This is a genomic window from Arthrobacter sp. Ms25 (assembly GCF_059090365.1).
Window position 1 is genome coordinate 633,446 of record NZ_JBNHFP010000001.1, and the last position, 20,922, is coordinate 654,367.

A 20,922-nucleotide genomic window follows, 5' to 3' on the forward strand; every position below is an offset into this window, starting at 1 on the left:
CCTACCAGCGGCCGAGCAGCTGGTTCAGTACCGCCAGCGCCGAGGGTCCGGCAGTCGAGGAACGCAGGACGTGCGGTCCCAGCCGCACGGCCACCGCCCCCGTACTGCGCAGGGCGTCCAGTTCGGCGGGACTGATGCCGCCTTCGGGCCCTACAACCACCGCAACGGTTGCGGCCGCCTCGCCCGGACCGCGCCCGTCGAGGTCCCGCACAGCCTCGGCCAGGGGCATGTCGGCTTCCTCGTGCAGGACCAGGACCAGGTCCAGGTCCGCCAGCCGCCCCGGAAGGGCGCGGCTGTCCAGGGCCGGTTCCACCACCGGGATGCGGGAGCGCCGGGACTGCTTTGCTGCGGCAAGGGTCAGTGCCTGCCATTTTGCCTGTCCCTTGGCCGCCTTCTCCGCACGCCAGCGGACAATGCTTCGGTCGGACTGCCACGGGATGACGGCATCCACACCCAGCTCCGTAGCTGCCTCGACCGCCTGCTCGTCCCGGTCCCCCTTGGCCAGCGCCTGCACCAGGACAAACCGTTCGGACGCTGCCGGTTCCTCCAGGACGTTCTCCACCCGCAGCTCAAGGACCGAGGCACCGGTTTCGGTCACCGTTCCGGTAAGCCGGCGCCCGGCGCCGTCGACCACGTCAACGCTTTCGCCGACGCCGAGGCGCTTGACGGAGACGGCGTGCCGGGCCTCGGATCCCTCAAGGCGGAAAATGTCTCCGGCGCCGGCCGCTGCCACCCGTGCCGGGTCACCGAAGAAAATCGGGTTGGTCATCTCAGAGGTTGCCCAGACGGTCCCGAAGCTTGGCGAACACACCTGTGCCGGAGCTGTTGAGGCGTCCCTCGCTGTATTCCTCGCCGCGCAACTTTGCCAGCCGCCGGAGCAGTTCTTCCTGCTCGGAGTCCAGCTTCTGAGGCGTTTCCACATGCAGATGCACCCGGAGGTCGCCGCGGCCGTGGCCGCGCAGGTGGGTGACGCCGAGGCCGTTCAGAACGGATACCTCGCCGGACTGGGTGCCCGGCTTGACCGTGATCTCCCGTTCTCCGTCGAAGGTCTCCAAGGCTACGGTCGTGCCGAGCGCGGCAGCAGTCATGGGTACCGTCAGTGTTGCGTGCAGGTCATCGCCCTCACGCAGGAACGTCGGGTCATTGTTGACCCGGATCTCAACGTAGAGATCGCCGGCAGGTCCGCCGGCAAGACCGGCTTCGCCCTGCCCGCCGAGCTGGATCCGGGTGCCGGTGGCGACGCCGGCCGGGACCTTGATGGTCAGGGTCCGGCGGTTGCGGACCCGGCCTTCTCCGGAGCACTCGTGGCAGGGATCGGGGATCACGGTGCCGAAGCCGTTGCAGGTTCCGCAGGGTGCGGAGGTCATGACCTGGCCCAGGATGGACCGGACGGCCCGCTGCACCTGGCCGGTGCCGTGGCAGATGTCGCAGGTACGCGGCGAGGTGCCCGGCTGGCAGCAGGAGCCGTCGCAGGTGGGGCAGACGACGGCGGTGTCGACGTCGATCTTCTTGTTGGTGCCGAAGACGGCGTCCTTGAGGTCGATCCGGACATTGATCAGCGCGTCCTGGCCGCGGCGGCTGCGTGATGCCGGTCCGCGTCCGCCGCCGGGCGCGGCGCCGCCGAAGAAGGTGTCGAAGATGTCCTGGAAACCGAACCCCTGGGCGCCGAAGCCGCCGCCGCCGAAGCCGTTGTCGTTACCGTTTTCATTGCCCGTGGTGTCGTAGATCCGCCGCTTTTCGGGATCGGAAAGCACCTCGTAGGCGTGCGTGACCGCTTTGAACTCGTCGGAGGCACCGGGAGCGTTGTTGACGTCGGGATGCAGCTTGCGGGCAAGCTTCCGGTACGCCTTCTTGATTTCTTCACCGGTGGCGTCTCGTCCGACGCCCAGAACCTGGTAGTGATCGCTCACTCGTGCACATCGCTTTCCTGTATTGCGTGCCTTCAGAGTTTGAAGGCGGAGTTTGGAGTTCCGCCGGGAGCCCCGGCGGTCGGTCCGCAGCTGCTGGGGACCGGGCTAGTTGTTCAGTATTCGGGACAGGTACCTGGCCACGGCCCGTACTGCTGCCATGGTGGTGGGATAGTCCATCCGGGTGGGACCGAGAATGCCGACCTTCGCCGTGGCATCGGGACCGTAACCCGTCGCCACCACCGACGCTTCGGACAAGCCGCCGTGCGGATTCTCCCGTCCGATCCGAACGGCAACCCCGCGGGCATCCTGCTCCATTTCCGACAGCAGCCGCAGCATCACCACCTGCTCCTCGAGTGCTTCAAGTATCGGACCGATGGTCAGCGGGAAGTCTACAGTGGAGCGGGCCAGATTGGCGGTGCCGGCCATGACGAGGCGGTCCTCGCGGTTAATGCCGGCCAACTGCTCCAGGCAGTGGCCCAGCGCACTGCCCACGCGGCGGCGCTCCGCCGGCAGGGAAGCCAGGGCATTGGCCAGCTGGCCGGTGATGCTGCTCAGGGGCGTTCCCGCCAGCACGGACAGGAAGTGCTGGCGCAGGTCCATCAGGTCGGGCTCCGTGACCGGATGGGGTACGGCAATGACCCGCTGTTCCACCCGTCCCGTGGTCGAAATCAGGACCACCAGCACCTGCGCCGGCGCCAGCAGTACGAATTCAATGTGCCGCACCTTGGCATTGCCCAAGTGCGGGTACTGCACTACGGCCACCTGGTTGGTCAGCTGGGACAGCAGCCGGACCGTGCGGTCCATGACGTCGTCGAGGTCATCCGCTTCCTCCAGCAGGGAGGAGATGGCACGGCGCTCCGGAGCCGAGAGCGGCTTCACATCGGAAATACGGTCGACGAACAGGCGGTAGCCTTTGTCGGTGGGGATGCGGCCGGCCGAGGTATGCGGGGCCGTAATGAGCCCTTCTTCCTCGAGGGCAGCCATGTCGTTGCGGATGGTCGCTGAGGAAACGCCCAGGTGGTGGCGTTCCACGAGCGCCTTGGATCCTACGGGCTCACGGGAATGGACGTAGTCCTCAACAATGGCGCGGAGGACCTCGAGTCGGCGTGGCTCACTCATGGTTTCCCTCCCTGTTGATCGGCGGGCTGAGCGCCGGACGTTTAGCACTCACAATGTTCAAGTGCTAAGTCTAATACGGAACAGCAGCGTTGCTAGCATTGAGGAACCCGCGGCCCGCTGCGGTTTCCACCTGATCAGAACCGTTAGTGAGGCAACTTCGTGTCCAGCTTTTCCTGGGGTCCGCAGGACATCACCGCCCCTGCCCGGACGGCCCTGCGCAAAGTCGGTGCCGACACAGGCCTGGTCCTGGAGGATGTTGCCTCGGGCTGGGTGGGCGCTGTGGTGCGCGTGGAGAAATCCGGCGGGCTGCATCTAATGGTGCTGGAGGACCGCCGCGGCAAGACGAAGTCCTTCGAACTCGGTTTCGGCTTCCTGCTGGAGGGCGAGCCGGTGGAAGTGGTCCCCGCAGCGGCGGCCGCGGCGAAGACGGGCCCGGCCCGGACTGCGTCGGGCTCTGTCCGGGTGGCGAACCAGCGCGCCCGCACCGCCCGCGCCAGCAGGATCTGGGTTGAGGGCAAGCACGATGCCGAACTGGTGGAAAAAGTGTGGGGCGATGACCTGCGCGTGGAGGGAATCGTCGTCGAGCCCCTCCACGGCGTTGACGATCTTTATTCCGCTGTCCGGGAGTTCGCGCCGGGCCCGGGGCGGCGGCTGGGGATCCTGGTGGACCACCTGGTGCCGGGCTCCAAGGAATCCCGGATCGCGGCGGAGGCAATGACGTCTCCCGGGGCAGCGGGCAATGTCCTCATTGTCGGGCACCCGTACGTCGATGTCTGGCAGGCAATCAAGCCGTCCGTGATCGGGCGCAGCGCCTGGCCCGTGGTTCCCCGGCACCTGGACTGGAAGACCGGCATCCTGCAGGGGCTGGGCTGGCCGCACCGCGACCATACCGACGTCGCCATGGGCTGGAAGAAGCTCTTGGGACAGGTGAACAGTTACGCGGACCTGGAACCGTCGCTGCTCGGACGGGTGGAGGAAGTCATCGATTTCCTGACCGTTCCCGGGTGAGATCTACACCGCACCGGCTGTGGCATTTCCGTACGGAAGTGCCTGAACCAGTACGCTTAGGGAATACGTAGTAGCGGACCGACCCTGTGTCACCATGAACAAAAAGGAACTAACGCCGTGTCCAACACACGCCAGAACCACCAGACCCGGCCGGAAGATTCAGGCGCAGCGCAGCGTCCGGTCTACCAGGGCGCACCGGCCAATGCGCTGCCGCTGACGGCATCAGAGGACCGGCAATGGGCAACCTTGGCGCACTTCGGCGGGATCCTTGCCTTTGTACCGTCGCTGATCATTTACCTGGTCTTCCGCGACCGGGGTCCCTTCACTGCCCAGGAATCCAAGGAAGCCCTGAACTTCACGCTTCCGCCCAGCATTGTGGCCCTCATCGTCTGGGCACTGTCCTTCATCCCCGAGGTCGGCGGGTTCTTCGCCGTCCTTAATGCTCTGATCTGGGTCTATGTGACGGTGTCCTCAGTGATTGCGGGCATTGAATGCAACCGCGGACGCCCGTACCGCTACCCGCTGAACCTGCGCCGCATCAAGTAGCCGGCCGGGACACAGGTCAGTCCGGCAGCAGCCGCCGGACCACGGCATCGGCCAACAGCCTGCCCTTCGGCGTGAGGAGGACCTTTCCGGTCAGCGCCGCCCGCGGATCCACGAGCCCGTCAGCCATCAGTCCGGCAACGGCCAGCCGCCCGGATTCGCGCAGCCGGTCCAGGGCCAGGCCCTCGGCCAGGCGGGTACGCAGCATGATGTCTTCCATGTAGCGCGTGTCGGCGTCGAGCGTCTCCCGGCCGACGGCGGGTGACTCCCCCGCGGCGATGCGCTGGGCGTAGGCGGTGGGATGCTTGGCGTTCCACCAGCGCACCCCGCCGGCATGGGAGTGGGCTCCCGGGCCGATGCCCCACCAGTCATCGCTGCGCCAGTAAGCCAGGTTGTGCCGGCACTGGTCCTCCGGGGTGCGGGCCCAGTTGCTGACCTCGTACCAGTTCAGCCCGGCTGCGCTCATCATCTCGTCCGCCAGCACGTACTTATCCGCATGGTCGTCGTCATCGATGGGCGGCACTTCGCCGCGCCGCATCCGGGCGGCAAGCTTGGTGCCTTCTTCGATGATGAGCGCGTACGCGGAGATATGGTCCGGTTCGTAGCTCAGGGCTTCTTCCAGCGAACGCTTCCAGTCCGCCATGGACTCGCCCGGCGTCCCGTAGATCAGGTCTACGGAGACGTGCAGTCCGGCGTCGCGCGCCCACTGCACGGCCTGCGGAACGCGCGACGGCGTGTGCGTGCGGTCCAGCACCGCCAGCACGTGCGGGACGGCGGACTGCATGCCGAAAGACACGCGGGTGAAGCCGGCGTCGGCCAGCAGCTGCAGGGACTCCGGGGTGACCGAATCCGGATTCGCTTCGGTGGTGACTTCCGCACCGGGAGCCAGGCCCCACTGGTCGACGGCGGTGCGCAGGATCAGCGCAAGGTCCTCGGCCGGCAGCAGCGTGGGAGTGCCGCCGCCGAAGAAAACCGTGCCCATGCGGCGTTCCGGCAGGCCCGAGCGCCGAAGGGCGTCGGCTGCGAACACGACTTCCCGGGCGGCCGTTCCCCCGTACGCGTCCTGCGAGGCACCGCCGCCGAGTTCAGTGGCGGTATAGGTGTTGAAATCGCAGTAGCCGCAGCGGACCGAGCAGAACGGAATGTGGACGTACAGTCCGAAATTCCGGTCCGCTGCACCGTCCGCAGCCTGTGCGGGCAGGAGTCCGTCGGCGGGTGCCGGGTCTCCGAGGGGTAAGGCGCTGGGTGTCACTTCTTGGATTTGTCCTTGGATTCGTCAGAGGAAAGCGCGGCTACGAAGGCTTCCTGCGGAACTTCCACGCGGCCTACCATCTTCATGCGCTTCTTGCCTTCCTTCTGCTTTTCGAGCAGCTTGCGCTTACGGCTGATGTCGCCGCCGTAGCACTTGGCAAGCACGTCCTTGCGGATGGCGCGGATGGATTCGCGGGCAATGATGCGCGAGCCGATGGCGGCCTGGATGGGGACCTCGAACTGCTGGCGCGGAATGAGTTCGCGCAGCTTGCCGGTCATCATCACACCGTAGGAGTAGGCCTTGTCCTTGTGGGTAATCGAGCTGAAGGCATCCACCTGTTCGCCCTGGAGCAGGATGTCCACCTTGACCAGGTCGGCGACCTGTTCGCCGTCGGCCTTCCAGTCCAGCGAGGCATAGCCGCGGGTCTTGGATTTGAGGACGTCAAAGAAGTCGAACACGATCTCGGCCAGGGGCAGGCGGTACCGGATTTCCACCCGGTCCTCGGAGAGGTAGTCCATGCCGCCCAGGACGCCGCGGCGGGACTGGCACAGCTCCATGATGGCGCCGACGAATTCGCTCGGTGCCAGGATCGTGGCCGAGACCATCGGCTCGCGGACCTCTTTGATCTTGCCCTCGGGGTATTCGCTGGGGTTGGTCACCGTGACCACGCTCTTGTCCTCGAGCGTCACCTCGTACTCCACGTTGGGGGCCGTGGAGATCAGGTCCAGGTTGTACTCACGCTCGAGGCGTTCACGGGTGATTTCCAGGTGCAGCAGGCCCAGGAAGCCCACGCGGAAGCCGAAGCCCAGCGCGGCGGATGTTTCGGGTTCGTACACCAGCGCGGCGTCATTGAGCATCAGCTTTTCCAGCGCATCCCGCAGCACCGGGTAGTCGGCGCCGTCGATCGGGTACAACCCGGAGAACACCATGGGTTTGGGATCGGCGTAGCCGGGCAGCGACTCGGAGGCCGGCTTGGCCTGGTTGGTGACGGTATCGCCCACCTTGGACAGCCGGACATCCTTCACGCCCGTGATGAGGTAACCCACCTCGCCGACACCCAGGCCCTTGGACGGGGTGGGTTCCGGGGAGCTGACGCCGATTTCCAGCAATTCATGGCTGGCCCGGGTGGACATCATCTGGATCCGTTCGCGCGGCGACAGCGCGCCGTCCACCACCCGGACGTAGGTGACCACGCCGCGGTAGGTGTCGTAGACGGAGTCGAAAATCATGGCGCGGGCCGGAGCGTCGGGATTGCCCACCGGAGCGGGAATGTCGCGGACAATCTTGTCCAGCAGGTCCTCGACGCCGACGCCGGTCTTGCCGGACACCTTCAGCACATCCTCGGGGTCGCCGCCGATCAGGTTGGCGAGCTCTTCGGCGTACTTCTCCGGCTGCGCTGCCGGGAGGTCGATCTTGTTCAGTACCGGGATGATGGTCAGGTCGTTTTCCATCGCCAGGTACAGGTTCGCCAGCGTCTGCGCCTCGATCCCCTGGGCGGCGTCGACCAGGAGAATTGCGCCCTCGCAGGCGGCCAGGGACCGCGAGACCTCGTAGGTGAAGTCCACGTGGCCGGGGGTGTCGATCATGTTCAGCGCATAGGACTGTCCGTCGAGTTCCCAGGGCATGCGGACGGCCTGGGACTTGATGGTGATGCCGCGTTCACGCTCGATATCCATCCGGTCCAGGTACTGGGCCTTCATGTTCCGATGCTCGACCACGCCGGTGGACTGGAGCATGCGGTCGGCCAGGGTGGACTTGCCGTGGTCGATATGGGCGATGATGCAGAAGTTTCTGATGATCGCCGGATCCGTCGCGGCAGGCACCGGCGAGAAGCGGGCCATGGGTGACACTGTGGCGGTTCCTTTACTGTTCCGGGACGAGCCGGACGCGGCGCAGTGCGCGGGTGTCCTTGGTCCTGGCGGTCTGGTGGGTGTTCTGTCGAGTTAACAGTCTCCCACGTTTGGCTGCCGCCGCAGGAACAGGACGCACCCCCGGCTTCTGCGGCCGGGAGCATAACGTAGTGCCATGCCCTTTAATGCCCGTGCCTTTGCTTCTTTTGCCCGCTCGGCCCTGAACCTGCTGCGCGGGAGTACCTCCGCCGGCGGCCCCGCCGACAGCAGCCGCAGGACCGGTGCCCCCGCGCGGCCCCGGACACCGGATGCGCGGCGGACGCCGTCGCCCTCGCCCCGGGCGGCCGCTGCTCCCCCGCGTACCCCGGCGGTACCCCCGCATGCCCCGTCCACCCGTCCCGCGGCGTCGTCCGCCGGCCGGCAGGGTTACGCCGGTGACTACGAGGGGCCGGTCGCACCCGTCTATGCGCCGCAGCCCGACGGCGAGCCCGACCCCGGAGAGGTGGTGTGGGCCTGGGTGCCGTACGAGGACGACCCCGCCCAGGGCAAGGACCGTCCCGTCCTGCTGATCGGCCGCAGCGGCGGGTCGCTGCTGGGACTGATGATGACCAGCCGGGACCGGAACAACCGCAACGGCTCCGATCCTCGGTACCTTGACGTCGGCACAGGCCCCTGGGACAGCAAGGGACGTCCCAGCGAGGTGAACCTGGACCGGGTCCTGCAGCTGGATCCGGGCAGCGTGCGCAGGGAAGGGGCGGTCATGGATAAGAACGTGTTCCAGACAGTTGCCCGGCGGCTGGCCGTGATGCGTCCGGCGCGCTGAACTGCCGCTGCACTGCGGGAGCCCAAACTCTGCTAACATTTATTGCTGTGTGTCCGCGCAGGTCGACGGGCACTTTGGTTCAGGCGCCACAAACGGTATCCCCACGCCACTCAGTCAATGCCTGGACTGAAATTCCCTCACCGACCAAGTCCGCAATACAAAGAGAGTTTATAAGTGGCCAATATTAAGTCCCAGAAGAAGCGCATCCTCACCAATGAGAAGGCGCGTCAGCGTAACAACTCGGTGAAGTCCGAGCTGAAGACCGTCATCAGCAAGGTTGATGCCGCCGTCAAGGCCAGCGACAAGGACGCAGCAGCCGAAGCGCTGAAGACTGCCAGCCGCAAGCTGGACAAGGCCGTCAGCAAGGGCGTAATCCACAAGAACAACGCTGCCAACCGCAAGTCGGCCATCTCCAAGAAGGTCAGCGCGCTCTAAGCAGCCAGCACCACAGACTTACTCAGCGTGGCCGGTCCTTCGGGACCGGCCACGCTTTGCTTAACGCCGGCACCCTGCCCCACCGCCGCTTCCGGCGGGCAGCGGTACAGCTGTGTGCCGGCGCGGGCGCGGCCGGGTACGGGTAGTTTTGGCGAGCAGTTGCTGCTAGCGGCCGGACGCCGCCAGGGCGATAACGGTGACGGCGCGTTCCACGGCGTACACCGGGTCCCGCCCGGCTCCCTTGACCTGTGCGTCTGCTTCCGCAAGGGCCTGGACGGCTTCGATCAGGGATTCCGAGGTGAACCGCTGGGCATCCCGCCGGGCCTGGTCCACCTGCCACGGCGCCATGCCCAGCTCCTTGGCCATGGAGGCCGACGATCCGCGCAGGTTCGCCACGCGGGCCACTGCCCGTACCTTCATGGCCAGGGCGCCGACCAGTGGCACCGGATCAACCCCGGTGTCCAGGGCGTGGCGCAGCATGGAGAGCGCCTGGGCAGCCCGGCCGGCAAGGGCAGCATCGGCCACCTTGAAGGCCGTCGCCTCCACCCGCCCGCCGTAGTAGCGTTCCACCAGCTCCTCGGTGACCTCACCGGTGGAGTCGCTGATCAGCTGCTGGCAGGCGGCGGCCAGTTCCGAGAGGCGGGACCCGACGGCGTTGACCAGCGCCCGTGCGGCTGCCGGGTCTATCCGCCGCCGGGCGGAGCGGAACTCCGAGGTGACGAACTCCAGCTTCTCCGCGTCCTTCTTGAACGGCTGGCACTCCACCACCGGGGCACCTGCCGCCTTGACCGCGTCGAGCAGCTTCTTGCCCCGGTTACCGCCGCTGTGATGCAGCACCAGCACTGCGTCCGGGGACGGGTCCTTCAAATAGGCGAGGGTTTCGGTGAGGAAGTCTTCGTTCATGGAAGCGAGGTTTACGGCTTCAATGAGTTTGGCTTCTCCGAACAGGGAGGGGCTGGACTGGAGGGTAAGTTCCCCGGATACATACGCGGCGGCGTCGAACTGCACGAGTTCGGTGTCGGGCTGGGTTTCCCGCAGCGTCGCACGGAGCCGGTCCCTCGCCCGCGAGGCCAGATAGTCTTCGGGTCCGGTCAGCAGGACGATCGGTGCCGGCTCCACCTCGCGCCAGGACACAGTGCGGGAGGAGGTTTTGCTGCCGGAGCTGCGCTTGGATGGAACGGCCGGATTCACAGCTGGTTCTCCTGGAAGTGGTGCGGGCGACCCGGTGCGGACGGGCCTTGCGGGTTGGGCGGAACGGGACCGTCCGTACGGCGGACAGGCCTACTCCAAGATTGCCATGCCCGCCCGGTCCGGCCAATTTTCCGCCGGCGCGCCGGGATTATTCCAGTCCGCTGACATGCAGCGAATCCTCCTTCCTTTCCACCAGAACTGTCCCGAGCTCGTCCGTCCTCGCGATGGTTGTGCCTGCGCGTTCCAACCCCTCGATAATCTGCGGGGCCGGGTGGCCGTAGTCGTTGTCCGCACCGACCGAAATGACCGCCAGCCTAGGGCGGACCGCCTCCAGCCAACCGCCGCCGCCGTTACGGGCCCCGTGGTGGGGAACTTTCAGCACGTCCACTCCGGACCGCAATGCCGGGTGTGCTGCCAACACCGCGGCCGCAGCGTCAGTCTCGGCGTCACCCGTAAGCAGGATGGTCAACGCCGGCCGTCCCGCATCGGGGGAAGCGACAGTCAGTAACAGGATGACGCTGGCATTGTTCTCGTCGTCTTCCCCGGCAGCCACTCCTGTCCCGGCTGATGAACCGGCCGGCCGAGGCCAGAGAACCTCCCAGCGCACCGCACCCGCTGTTCCCGTCATGCCCTCAGTCAACTGCCGCCGGGGCGCCGATGATCCCGACAGGGCACCCTGCAGTTCCGGGGGAAGACCAGGCACTGCGGTGGAGTAACCCACCTGCGACACGGTCCGCCCGGACAGGACACCGGAGGTGCCGCCGTAGTGGTCCAGGTGTGCGTGGGTAATCACGAGCAGCTCAACGCTCCGCACACCCAGCGTGTCCAGGCAGCCGTCCATCGCCGCCGGGTCCGGGCCGGCGTCCACCACGACGGCGCTGTCCGGGCCGGCGCGGACAGCCAGGCCGTCGCCCTGGCCCACATCGCACGCAGCGAGCACCCACTCGCCCACGGGTCCGGCCGATTCCGCCCCCGCACCTCTTTGTGCCAGGACGGTGCCGGCCGGCAGGACGAGGACGACGGCCGCACCGGCCACCGTCCAGCGGCCCGCCCGCCGCCGGCTCGGCCGGATCCGGGACGGGGGCGGTGAATGCCGCTGCCGTTGCGTCAGGGCCAGGCGGTGCATCAGGCCCGGGCGGTGCCCGCCTCTCCGGGACAGGTACACAACGAGGCAGACTCCTCCGGCCATCGCCGCCCCCATGAGTACAACTCCGGGACCGCCGGCAGGCCAGGGCGCCAGGGCACCGGGAAGGGATGCGAAGGCACGCGCAGTGCCCGCCACCCACCACGCCCCTGCAGCAGCGGTTGTCAGAGGAATCCCGGCAAGTGCCGGTGCGAGGCCCACCAGCCCGACGGCCAGCATGCCCGCTATCGTCACGCCGGGCACCACCGGCGCAGCGACCAGGTTGGCGGGCACTGAGTACACCGGCAGCTCCGGCTGGAGAAGGACCAGCACCGGCGCGCAGAACAGCTGGGCCGCAATGGGCACTGCCAAGCCTGCCGCGAACCAGAGCGGAAGCCGGATGGAGAACACCCGCACCAGGTGCGGGCCCAGGACCACCAGCCCCGACGTCGCGCAGACCGACAGGATAAAGGCGTAACTGGTGCACAGCCACGGATCGATGGCCAGCAGGACCGTGATGGACAGGAACAACAGGGCCACGGGCAGCCGTCCGCGCCCGGAAAGAACCGCTAAAGTGCCCAGCCCGCCCATCACTGCTGCCCGCAGGACGCTGGGATCCGGTCGCACGAGCAGGACAAAGGTCGACAGCCCGGCCAGCGCCAGCAGCACAGCCGCCGCGCGGGGCAGGCGCATCGCCCTGGCGGCCAGGAAGATAAAGGCCAGCAGATAGGAGCAGTTGGCGCCGGAGACGGCCGTCAGGTGGGTCAGGCCGGTGGCCTTCATCGCCTGTGCCAGGTCCGGGTCCAGGGCGCGGCGGTCGCCAAGCACCATCCCCGTCAACAGTCCGTCCACTGCGGCACCCCGGTCCGCTGCCGCCTGCACAAAATCATCCCGCAGCTGCGCCGTAGCGCCGTGCCATCCTTCCGCCGGTCGGATGTCCGGGGCTGCCGCTGCACGCAGCAGTGCCAGGTTCCGGTCTCCGGGCGGAAGTTTGCTCAACGCCCCGGCACTGGTGAACCGATCTCCCCAGCGAATGCCTGCGTACTCCGGGCCGCCCGCCACGAGAATGGTTGCCGATGTCCGGAACCGTTTGCCGTCCGCGGCGGCGGTCTCGGCCACGGCGTCCACGAGGTAGCGGGGCTGGCCCGTGAAGCGGTCCGCTGCGGCCGGACGTGCGTCGGAAGCGGCACGGAATTCGGCGCTGATCGACTTTTCGCCGGCGATGACCGCGGCTACCGGTCCCCTGCTGCGCTCGGCCAGGCTGCCGGCGGCACCGGCACAAACCAGCGCCGCTGCGGCCACCGGGACCGCTGCGCCACGCAGGACGGCCGCCGCGCCGGGATGCAGGCGCACTGCGAGGGCAAGCGCCACGATGCCCGCACCGGCTAAGCCGGCGGACAGCAGCAGGCCGGCCTCCGGGGACAGGCGCACAGCACCGAACGCCGCGGCCCAGGCTGCTGCAGCAGTGGGCAGAAGCCGCAGTTCGCGCACCTTTGCAGGCGGTTCGACAGCCGAGTCCTTCCGCCCTCCCCCGGCGGAGGGACGGACCCGTTTGAGCGCAGCCGGGGAGGCAGCCGGCGGCACGGAATCCAGTGCCGAGGAAACATAGCGGGACCAGTTGGCCTTCGGCGCCATGCCCGCTATACCGTCACGAGGGGCAAAAGTGCTGCCATCATGGCCTCGCCGATACCGGGGACCGCATCCAGATCCTCTGCCCTGCTGAAGCTTCCGTGCTCAGTCCGCCAGGCAATGATGCGTTCAGCGAGCACCGGTCCCACCCGCGGCAGCTCCTGCAGCTGCACGGAGTCGGCAGTATTGAGGTTGATCAGGGAGCCGGCCCCGGGCGTACCGCCGGTGCCGGCTGCAGTACCTCCGCCCGACGCTCCCCCGCTGCCGCTCCCAACGGCCGCCGGCGCTCCCCCGGACGGCGGTGCGGGTTCACCGATCCGCGGCACCAGCACCATGGCCCCGTCGGTGAGAACGGCAGCCAGATTCACCCCCGCCAGGTCCGCATCCGGCACTGTGCCTCCGGCGGCGTCGACGGCATCCACGATTCTGCTCCCGGCCGGCAGGCGGACCACCCCGGGTTGCTGCACCGCCCCGGCAACATGCACCACGACGGCACCCGCACCACCGGACGCTGCCGCCGGAGCTGTCGCCTGGGCGGTGTCCCCTGCGGACGGCACTGCAGCCGCAGGGGTCCCGGAAGCACCACCGTCAGGCTGCGCGGAAGGAACTGGGCCCGCCAGGTCAACGGATGCCACCGGCACCGGATCGCGGTCCCTGAGCAGGTATGCTGCTGCCCCGCATCCCAGCAGCAGGCATACTGCCAGTACCGCCGCGGGCAGAGTGAAGGCCCACCGGCGTCTGCCGGATGGTTCCCGGGGTGGTGACTCATCCGGCCCGGCAGGGAGTCCTGCCGCCGGATCCGGTTCCCCCGGGTGCCCCGCGGTTTCCCATCGGTGTTGTGCCATGGACACACGCTAGGCGTACCCAGCGTAGGACGGGCGGCCGGGGACGCAGCCGTGGACGGCGGCCCGGTTCCTGGGACGGCCGGTGCCCTGTGGAGGAATTCTCAGGTAACCGTCGGCGGCGTCGGACTGTTGTCAGGCGCCCCGTCCGGAACGGGTACGCCGCCGGCACGGGGATGGGCGGCGGCAGCCGGATCTCCGGCCACTGCCACCGCCAGGACACCCAGTCCCACATGAGCGGCCAGAACCGCCGGGACCGGGCAGATGAGGATCTCCACCTCCGGAGCGGCGGCGCCGATAATACCTGCGAGCCGTTCGGCTTCGGACGCATTGCCGAAATGGTGCACCGCGGCCCGGACCTTGCCGGTCCGGCCGGCAACGTCCTCCTGCACCAGTTCAGCCAGCCGGGCCAGGGCTTTCGGGGCGGTGCGGACGCGTTCCAGCGGGACCACCCGCCCGTCCCGGAGCACCAGGATGGGCTTGACGGCGAAGAGTGTACCCAGCCAGCCGGCAGCAGCGCCGATCCGGCCGCCGCGCCGCAGCTGGTCCAGGCTGGGAACATAAAAAAGGGTAGTGGAATCCGAGGACACGGCCCGCGCACTGGCGGCCACCTCCTGCTGTGAAGCGCCCGAGCGGGCACACTCCGCAGCCGCCGCCACGGCGAATCCCTGGCCCATGGCCGCCGTCGCCGTGTCGATGACCTCCACCGGGACCGACGCCGCGCGGGCAGCGAGGCGCGCCGAGTCCACCGTGCCGGACAGCTGGCCCGAGAGGTGCACGGACACTACGGAGGTGCATCCGGCAGCGGCGAGCTCGGCGTAGGCCGCTTCGAACCGGCCCGGGGCCGGGCGGGAGGTACGCACCTCATGCCCCTGGGCCAGGGCCATGGCCAGCGCCGGAATCAGTTCCTCGGAACCTTCACCGTAGATCTGGTCCCCGATCATGACCGGCATCGGAACCACCCGCACGAAGGGCGTCACGTTCGCGGCCTCCGACCAGCCCGGGGGCAGTGCGGCGGCCGAGTCGGTGACCACACCCACGGACGGCCCGGGGACCGCAGCACTCCGCTGCCGTCCCCGGGCCCGCGCGGCGAGCCGTTCCAGCCAGTCCACGGAAGCGGGGAGCCTAGGCCGGAACGATGTTCACGAGCTTGGGTGCCCGGACAATCACGGTGCGGATACCGCGGCCGTCCAGAGTCCGCTGCACGGCCTCGGAAGCCAGGGCCGCCTCGCGCAGGTCCTCCTCGGAAATGTCGGCGGCTACCTCGAGCCGGTCCCGGACCTTGCCCTGGACCTGGACCACGGCAGTCACCGTGTCCTGCACCAGCAGTGCCTCGTCCACGGTGGGCCAGCCCGCATTCACCACGGACGCCTCACGGCCGAGCTGGCTCCACAGGTCCTCCGCCGTGTACGGGGCGAACAGGCTCAGGATCACGGCCACGGCTTCGGCTGCTTCGCGCACGGCCGGATCTGCACCGCCGACGCCGGAGTCGATGGCCTTGCGGGTGGCATTGACCAGCTCCATCAGCTTGGCCACCACCACGTTGAACTTGTTGTTCTCCAGCAGTTCGGTGGCATCGGCGACGGTCCGGTGCGTGAGCGCACGCAGCTTCCGGTCTCCGGCCGAGTAATCGATGCCGGGTTCGCTGGTGATGTCCTGCCCGAGGCGCCAGGCGCGGGCGAGGAACTTGGCGGAGCCCGACGGCGAGACGTCCGCCCAGTCGACGTCGTCCTCGGGCGGGGACGCGAAGATCATGGTGAGCCGCACGGCGTCGACGCCGTACTTGTCCAGCTGCTGGCCCAGGTCCACGCCGTTGCCCAGGGACTTGGACATGGCCTTGCCGCCGTTGAGGACCTGGCCCTGGTTCAGCAGGGAGCTGAACGGCTCGCTGGCTTCGAGCAGGCCCATGTCGTGGACCACCTTGGTGAAGAACCGTGCGTACAGCAGGTGCAGGATGGCGTGCTCGACGCCGCCCACGTACTGGCCGACCGGCATCCAGTTCTTCGCGGCCTCCGGGTCGAAGGGACCGTCCGTGAAGTGCGGGGAAACGAAGCGCATGAAGTACCAGGAGGAGTCCACGAAGGTGTCCATGGTGTCGGTGTCGCGCCGAGCCGGACCGGAGCACTTCGGGCAGGCCACGCTGACCCACTCCTCGGCAGAGGCCAGCGGGGAGGTGCCCTTCGGGGCCAGTGCTTCACCCTTCAGCCCGGTGGGCAGCGTGACGGGCAGCTGGTCGTCCGGGACCGGAACCTCGCCGCATTCGGCGCAGTGGATGATCGGGATCGGGGTGCCCCAGAACCGCTGGCGGGAGAGCAGCCAGTCACGCAGGCGGAAGTTCACGAACTTCTCGCCGGTGCCCTGTTCCTCCAGCATCCGGATGGCTGCGGGAATGGCTTCCGCCTTCGGCAGTCCGTCCAGGGCACCGGAGTTAATCAGGGTGCCTTCGCCGGTGGTGGCCACGCCGCTGACGGCGGGGTCTTCTTCACCGGTGTCCAGGACTGCCTTCACGGGCAGGTCGAAGGTCTTGGCGAAGTCCAGGTCGCGCTGGTCGTGCGCCGGGACGGCCATGATGGCGCCGGTGCCGTAGTCGGCCAGCACATAGTCGGCGGCCCACACCGGCAGCTTTTCGCCGTTCAGCGGGTTCACGGCGTACCGGCCGGTGAAGACACCGGTCTTGGTGCGTTCAGTGGACTGGCGTTCGATGTCCGACAGTGCCTTGACCTGCTCGCGGTAGGCCAGCAGCGAATCCCGGTTTTCGTCCGTCACCAGGTTCAGTGCCAGCGGGGCGTCGGCGGCGACCACGAAGAAGGTGGCGCCGGCCAGGGTGTCCGGACGGGTGGTGAAGACCGTGACCTGCTCTTCGGCCTTGTCCCCGGCAGCTTCGATGTCGAACTGGACGTGGGCGCCTTCGGAGCGGCCGATCCAGTTCTTCTGCATGGCCAGCACGCGCTCGGGCCAGTGTCCCTTGAGCTGCTCCATGTCATCGAGCAGGCGGTCCGCGTAGTCGGTGATCTTAAAGTACCACTGGTTCAGGGACTTTTTGGTGACCGCGGTGCCGCAGCGTTCGCAGGCGCCGTTGACTACCTGTTCGTTGGCCAGGACGGTCTGGTCCTTCGGGCACCAGTTGACCGGGGAGTTTTTCCGGTAGGCCAGCCCGCGCTCGTAGAAGCGGGTGAACAGCCACTGGGTCCAGCGGTAGTACTCCGGGTCCGAGGTGTGGATGCGGCGGGACCAGTCGACGCTGATCGCGTAGCGCTTGAAGGACTCCGCCTGCGTCTCGATGTTGCGGTACGTCCAGTCGCTGGGGTGCGCGTTGTTCTTGATGGCAGCATTTTCCGCGGGCAGGCCGAAGGAGTCCCAGCCGATCGGGTGCAGCACGTCGTACCCGAGCTGGCGCCAGTAGCGGGCGACGACGTCGCCCATCGCGAACGCTTCGGCGTGGCCCATGTGCAGGTCGCCCGAGGGGTACGGGAACATGTCCAGTACATAGCGCCGTTCGCGCGAGCCGTCGTCGGCAGGGGTGAAAACGCCAAGGTCCTCCCAGACATCCGGCCATTTCTGCTCGATGGCCGCGAAACTGTAGACGGCCTCTTCCTGCTGATCAGTCTGTGACTGCGTGCTCACTATGCTTCGCCTCTGTCCTGAAAGAAAAATGTTGATCCACGCTCCGGTCCGATGTACCGGACCTACCGGTCCTCCCCCAGACACACAAAAGCCCCTCGACAAGCAAGGGGCGGCCGCGCACAGACGGTGCGCGGCTAGCTAAGGAGGAGTACTGCGTTCATTTCTCCACTTTACAACAGAGCATGCCCGCCCGAGCCGGTTCCGGCGGGCGAGCCGCAGGGAGACAGGAACCGGCGCTACTTCTGCCGAATGTCACGCGCTGCTTCCCGGGCCGCCCGGAACGCCAGGAACGCTTCCCTGCTCGTGCGGCTGGGAGTGAACCCGAACTCCTGCTTGAGCGCAGTGTTGTCCAGCACCGGACGGTACCGGAGGAAACGGACCCGTTCGGGGCCGTGCACCGTTAACCGCAGCTTGTGGCCTGCCCAGAGTGCCGCGGCAAGCACCGGCGCCGGGACGCTGACGGTTCCCCGGCCCAGCAGTGCTGCTATCTCCCGGACGGTCAGCGCGCCGTCGCCGGCTACGTTGAAGATGCCGCCGCGTCCGGTGACCGCAGCCTGCACCATGATGGCCGCCACGTCTTCATCCCAGATGAACACGAACGGTGAATCGCTGCCTGCCACGCGGAGCAGCCGCGGGGCATCGAAGAGTGCGGTGATCTGGTTCCGTACCCGTGCGCCCAAAATGGTGCCGATCCGGAAGATGGTCTGCTGCAGTTCCGGATGTTCGGCACGGACGCGGGCCAGTTCCTCTTCCACCAGGCGTTTGTGCCGGGAGTACGCGAACTCGTCGTTGCCGCGGACCGGATCGGACTCCGTCAGCCAGGCGGAATTGTCGGCGTGGTAGCCGTACGCGGCCCCGGAGGAGGAAATGATGACGTGGTGAACCCCGGTGGCGATGCAGGCTGCCAGCACGTTGCGTGATCCCTCCACGTCCACCCGGTATTCCTGTTCCAGGGTGGTGTTCTTCCCGGGGTTCACGATGGCCGCCAGATGGACCACGGTGTCGATCCGGTGTTCGTCGAGCAGGCGGGCGACATCGGGGGAACACACGTCCGCCAACGCATAGTCGACGCCGTCGAGCCTCCGCTCCGGAGCCGGTTCCCGGATGTCCAGGCTGAGCACGTGGGAAATGTCCGGATGGGCTGCCAGCCCGGCGACGACGGCGTTGCCCAGGAAGCCGTTGCCGCCGGTGACGCAGACCCGGGTCACGCCGCGGCTCCGGCGATCCGGTTGCCTGTCTTTTGCCGGCCGTCCCGGCGCCGCCACCAGGCGGCGAGGAGCAGCCCGGCCAGGATGTCCCAGACACCCCACCAGGCGGCGACCATGGCCATCCCGCCGAGCCCGGCGAAGAAGGTGAGGGTCAGGCCCAGGCCCAGCCCGGTGTTGCGTGCCCCGACTTCGAAGGTGAATGCGCGCCGGCTCGGCTCGTCCAGGCGCACCGCTGCGGCCGTCCAGTACCCTGCCGCCAGGGCGACGGCGTCATGCAGCAGGACCACCAGGAAGATGGTGCCGAGGTGCTCGCGCAGCGGACCGAGGTTGCTGGCGGTTCCGGCGACGATGAAGGCCAGCAGGGCGATGAGGCCGATGCGCTGCACCCACGGGCGAAGCGTGGCAGTGAGGCCGGGATATCGGCGCGCCACGGGCATTCCCACGGCAAACGGCAGGCCGATGATCAGCAGGACCTGCACCAGCATTTCCCAGCGGTTCAGGGAAAACCCGCGCATGAGTGTTTCCGTTGCGGGGTTTAGGTGCGCCCACAGGGCAACATTCAGGGGCATTACGGCAATGGCCACCAGGTTCGACACTGCGGTCATCGACGCCGACAGGGCGACGTTGCCGCCGGCCCGGTGGGCCAGCACGTTGGAAATTCCCCCGGGCGGACAGCAGGCCACCAGGATCATGCCCAGCGCAATGGAGCCCGGGACATCCAGCGCGAGGGCCAGTCCCACGGTGACGGCTGGCAGCACGATGTACTGTGCTGCGATCCCCAGGAGCACGGCCTTCGGGCTGCGCAGTACTGCCCGGAAGTCGGCGGGACGGACGTCCAGGGCAATGCCGAGGATGATGAGCGCCAGCACCACGTTCAGGATAATGAGCGAGCCGGGCGTGAAATTCAGGACGACGTCGTCGATGGGCATCAGCTGTGCACCTCGTTCCGAACCCCGGATTCAGCGCGCGGCGCGGCAAGCTGCTCCAAGTGGTCGTCGAGCTGGGCCCGGTAGGCGTCCTTGTTGACGTAGTAGCTCATCCGGTCCACGCCAAGGTAGCGGTAGCCCCCGGTGACGTCCGGCGAGTCCTGCTGGATCAGCTGCCGGAACTCCTCGGCAGACTTTGGTGCCCGGGCCTGCGCGGCCAGGTAGGCCGCTGCCAGTTCAGCCTGCCGGAATCTCCCCTCCCAGCCCAGCCCGGAGGCTTCCACCATGCCGATCACGAAGAGGTTCTCCGCCTGGCGGCTGAAGATGTTCAGGTACAACGACGGCGACGGGCCGTCCCAGCCGAGCAGCGCCGGGTCTAGGAAGGGATAATCCAGCACGTAGCCCGTGGCCAGCAGGAGGAGGTCGTACTCCCCCGTACTGCCGTCCCGGAAGTGCACGGTGTGCCCGTCCAGCCGGGAAATGTCGCCCCTGACCTGCAGGTCCCCGTGTCCCAGATGGTGCAGGATCAGGGAGTTCACCACCGGATGGGACTCGTAGATCCGGTAGTCCGGCTTCGGGAAGCCGAAGCGGTGCGGGTCCCCGGTGAACATGCGCAGCAGCCGCTTGTCGAGGAACTGCTTCAACGGGCGGGGCAGCGGCCGGCCCTGGTTCAGGGTGTCCGTGGGCCGGCCGAAGACGTACTTCGGAATGAAGTAGTAGCCGCGCCGGACACTGACATCCACAGTGTCAGCGTGGTGGACGGCGTCCACGGCAATATCGCATCCGCTGTTGCCGGCACCGACAATCAGCACCCGTTTGCCGGCGAGCTCGGAGGCGTTCTTGTAATGGGCCGAATGCCGGATCTCGCCGCTGAAGGAGCCGGGAAACGCCGGGACGGACGGGGTGTGCAGGGTGCCGGTGGCCACGATGACGGCGCTGAAGCGTCCGTGTCCGCGGCCGTCCGGGCCTTCCCAGTCCACGTCCCATCCCCCGCCGGAAGGGGCGGAGCGCAGTACCCGCGTGCCGAACCGAATATGGCTGCGAAGCCCGAAGGTGTCGGCATATGCGCCGAAATAGGCGTGCAGGTGCCGGTGCCCGGGATAATCCGGGGTCCCCTCCGGCATGGGAAACTCGGAAAAGGCCGTGGTGGTCTTCGAGGAGATCAGGTGGGCCGATTCGTACACCGTGCTGGCCGGATTCCCGATGTTCCAGAGTCCGCCGACGTCGGTGTGCTGTTCGAAGCCGACAAAGTCCAGGCCCTGCCTGGACAGGGCCCGCATGGCGGCAAGGCCGCTGGGTCCGGAGCCGATGACGGCGACGGGCAGTTCCGATCGTGCGAATTCATTTGCGGGAGACACTTCCACCTGTTTCTGTGACCTGCATCACCGTCGATGCAGCCAGAACGCTACCGAAGGGTGGACGGGCGGGTCAAACCGGCC

The 20,922-nt window shown here is 67.6% G+C and carries 17 protein-coding genes; 4 read left to right on the plus strand and 13 right to left on the minus strand.

Annotated features, from left to right (window positions below):
• Position 1: 1 nt before the first annotated feature.
• The 3 genes from AC5RT8_RS02940 to hrcA all read right to left on the minus strand — a co-directional run bounded on the left by AC5RT8_RS02940 (position 2) and on the right by hrcA (position 3,029).
• Entirely contained in the window at positions 2-769 is a 768-nt protein-coding gene (locus AC5RT8_RS02940; protein WP_494094198.1) for a 16S rRNA (uracil(1498)-N(3))-methyltransferase, read from the minus strand.
• Position 770: 1 nt separating this feature from the next.
• Complete coding sequence (gene dnaJ / locus AC5RT8_RS02945; protein WP_494094199.1) at positions 771-1,910, minus strand: molecular chaperone DnaJ; 1,140 nt, start codon at positions 1,908-1,910, stop codon at positions 771-773.
• Between the two features lie 105 nt (positions 1,911-2,015).
• The gene (hrcA, locus tag AC5RT8_RS02950; protein ID WP_494094200.1) at positions 2,016-3,029 is read right to left on the minus strand and encodes a heat-inducible transcriptional repressor HrcA; all 1,014 of its coding nucleotides are present in this window, start codon (positions 3,027-3,029) and stop codon (positions 2,016-2,018) included.
• Positions 3,030-3,188: 159 nt separating this feature from the next.
• On the opposite strand from hrcA, the gene AC5RT8_RS02955 reads away from it, so the two are divergent.
• Together AC5RT8_RS02955 and AC5RT8_RS02960 are read left to right on the plus strand one after the other, a co-directional pair.
• Positions 3,189-4,037, plus strand: coding sequence for a DUF3097 family protein (locus AC5RT8_RS02955; protein WP_494094201.1), 849 nt, complete (start codon positions 3,189-3,191; stop codon positions 4,035-4,037).
• A gap of 117 nt (positions 4,038-4,154) precedes the next feature.
• A complete protein-coding gene (locus AC5RT8_RS02960) occupies positions 4,155-4,583 on the plus strand; it encodes a DUF4870 domain-containing protein (RefSeq protein WP_494094202.1) in 429 nt (142 codons plus the stop codon).
• 16 nt (positions 4,584-4,599) lie between these two features.
• Here the strand turns inward: AC5RT8_RS02960 and hemW are convergent, their stop codons facing one another.
• Both hemW and lepA read right to left on the minus strand, forming a co-directional pair.
• Complete coding sequence (gene hemW / locus AC5RT8_RS02965; protein ID WP_494094203.1) at positions 4,600-5,832, minus strand: radical SAM family heme chaperone HemW; 1,233 nt, start codon at positions 5,830-5,832, stop codon at positions 4,600-4,602.
• On the minus strand, positions 5,829-7,682 hold the full coding sequence (gene lepA / locus AC5RT8_RS02970) for a translation elongation factor 4 (protein ID WP_494094204.1): 1,854 nt from the start codon (positions 7,680-7,682) through the stop codon (positions 5,829-5,831). The genes hemW and lepA overlap by 4 nt, the downstream gene beginning before the upstream one ends.
• A 175-nt stretch (positions 7,683-7,857) precedes the next feature.
• Between lepA and AC5RT8_RS02975 the strand changes: the two genes are divergently transcribed.
• Together AC5RT8_RS02975 and rpsT are read left to right on the plus strand one after the other, a co-directional pair.
• On the plus strand, positions 7,858-8,505 hold the full coding sequence (locus tag AC5RT8_RS02975; protein ID WP_494094205.1) for a type II toxin-antitoxin system PemK/MazF family toxin: 648 nt from the start codon (positions 7,858-7,860) through the stop codon (positions 8,503-8,505).
• Positions 8,506-8,679: 174 nt separating this feature from the next.
• Positions 8,680-8,940, plus strand: coding sequence for a 30S ribosomal protein S20 (gene rpsT, locus AC5RT8_RS02980; protein WP_146361896.1), 261 nt, complete (start codon positions 8,680-8,682; stop codon positions 8,938-8,940).
• A gap of 165 nt (positions 8,941-9,105) precedes the next feature.
• On the opposite strand, the gene holA is transcribed toward rpsT, so the two are convergent.
• The 8 genes from holA to AC5RT8_RS03020 all read right to left on the minus strand — a co-directional run bounded on the left by holA (position 9,106) and on the right by AC5RT8_RS03020 (position 20,841).
• On the minus strand, positions 9,106-10,131 hold the full coding sequence (holA, locus tag AC5RT8_RS02985) for a DNA polymerase III subunit delta (RefSeq protein WP_494094206.1): 1,026 nt from the start codon (positions 10,129-10,131) through the stop codon (positions 9,106-9,108).
• A 148-nt stretch (positions 10,132-10,279) separates the two neighbouring features.
• Positions 10,280-12,889, minus strand: coding sequence for a ComEC/Rec2 family competence protein (locus AC5RT8_RS02990; protein ID WP_494094207.1), 2,610 nt, complete (start codon positions 12,887-12,889; stop codon positions 10,280-10,282).
• A gap of 5 nt (positions 12,890-12,894) precedes the next feature.
• Positions 12,895-13,728 (minus strand): helix-hairpin-helix domain-containing protein, encoded by an 834-nt coding sequence (locus tag AC5RT8_RS02995; protein WP_494094208.1) that lies wholly within the window; start codon positions 13,726-13,728, stop codon positions 12,895-12,897.
• Positions 13,729-13,829: 101 nt separating this feature from the next.
• A complete protein-coding gene (locus AC5RT8_RS03000; protein ID WP_494094209.1) occupies positions 13,830-14,837 on the minus strand; it encodes a DegV family protein in 1,008 nt (335 codons plus the stop codon).
• Positions 14,838-14,850: 13 nt separating this feature from the next.
• Positions 14,851-17,352 carry a leucine--tRNA ligase gene (gene leuS / locus AC5RT8_RS03005; protein ID WP_494094530.1) on the minus strand — a complete coding sequence of 834 codons (2,502 nt, stop codon included), beginning with the start codon at positions 17,350-17,352 and terminating at the stop codon, positions 14,851-14,853.
• Positions 17,353-17,585: 233 nt separating this feature from the next.
• Positions 17,586-18,557 carry an SDR family oxidoreductase gene (locus tag AC5RT8_RS03010; protein ID WP_494094210.1) on the minus strand — a complete coding sequence of 324 codons (972 nt, stop codon included), beginning with the start codon at positions 18,555-18,557 and terminating at the stop codon, positions 17,586-17,588.
• Positions 18,554-19,486 carry a bile acid:sodium symporter family protein gene (locus AC5RT8_RS03015; RefSeq protein WP_494094211.1) on the minus strand — a complete coding sequence of 311 codons (933 nt, stop codon included), beginning with the start codon at positions 19,484-19,486 and terminating at the stop codon, positions 18,554-18,556. Before AC5RT8_RS03015 ends, AC5RT8_RS03010 begins: the two co-directional genes overlap by 4 nt.
• Positions 19,486-20,841 (minus strand): flavin-containing monooxygenase, encoded by a 1,356-nt coding sequence (locus tag AC5RT8_RS03020; protein WP_494094212.1) that lies wholly within the window; start codon positions 20,839-20,841, stop codon positions 19,486-19,488. The genes AC5RT8_RS03015 and AC5RT8_RS03020 overlap by 1 nt, the downstream gene beginning before the upstream one ends.
• Positions 20,842-20,922 lie beyond the last annotated feature (81 nt).

Excerpts from the sequence above, each read along its gene's own strand:
- hrcA (WP_494094200.1), bottom strand. The coding sequence starts at position 3,029 with ATGAGTGAGCCACGCCGACTCGAGGTCCTCCGCGCCATTGTTGAGGAC.
- AC5RT8_RS02940 (WP_494094198.1), bottom strand. The coding sequence starts at position 769 with ATGACCAACCCGATTTTCTTCGGTGACCCGGCACGGGTGGCAGCGGCC.
- AC5RT8_RS02995 (WP_494094208.1), bottom strand. The coding sequence starts at position 13,728 with ATGGCACAACACCGATGGGAAACCGCGGGGCACCCGGGGGAACCGGAT.
- AC5RT8_RS02990 (WP_494094207.1), bottom strand. The coding sequence starts at position 12,889 with ATGGCGCCGAAGGCCAACTGGTCCCGCTATGTTTCCTCGGCACTGGAT.
- AC5RT8_RS02975 (WP_494094205.1), top strand. The coding sequence starts at position 7,858 with ATGCCCTTTAATGCCCGTGCCTTTGCTTCTTTTGCCCGCTCGGCCCTG.
- AC5RT8_RS03015 (WP_494094211.1), bottom strand. The coding sequence starts at position 19,486 with ATGCCCATCGACGACGTCGTCCTGAATTTCACGCCCGGCTCGCTCATT.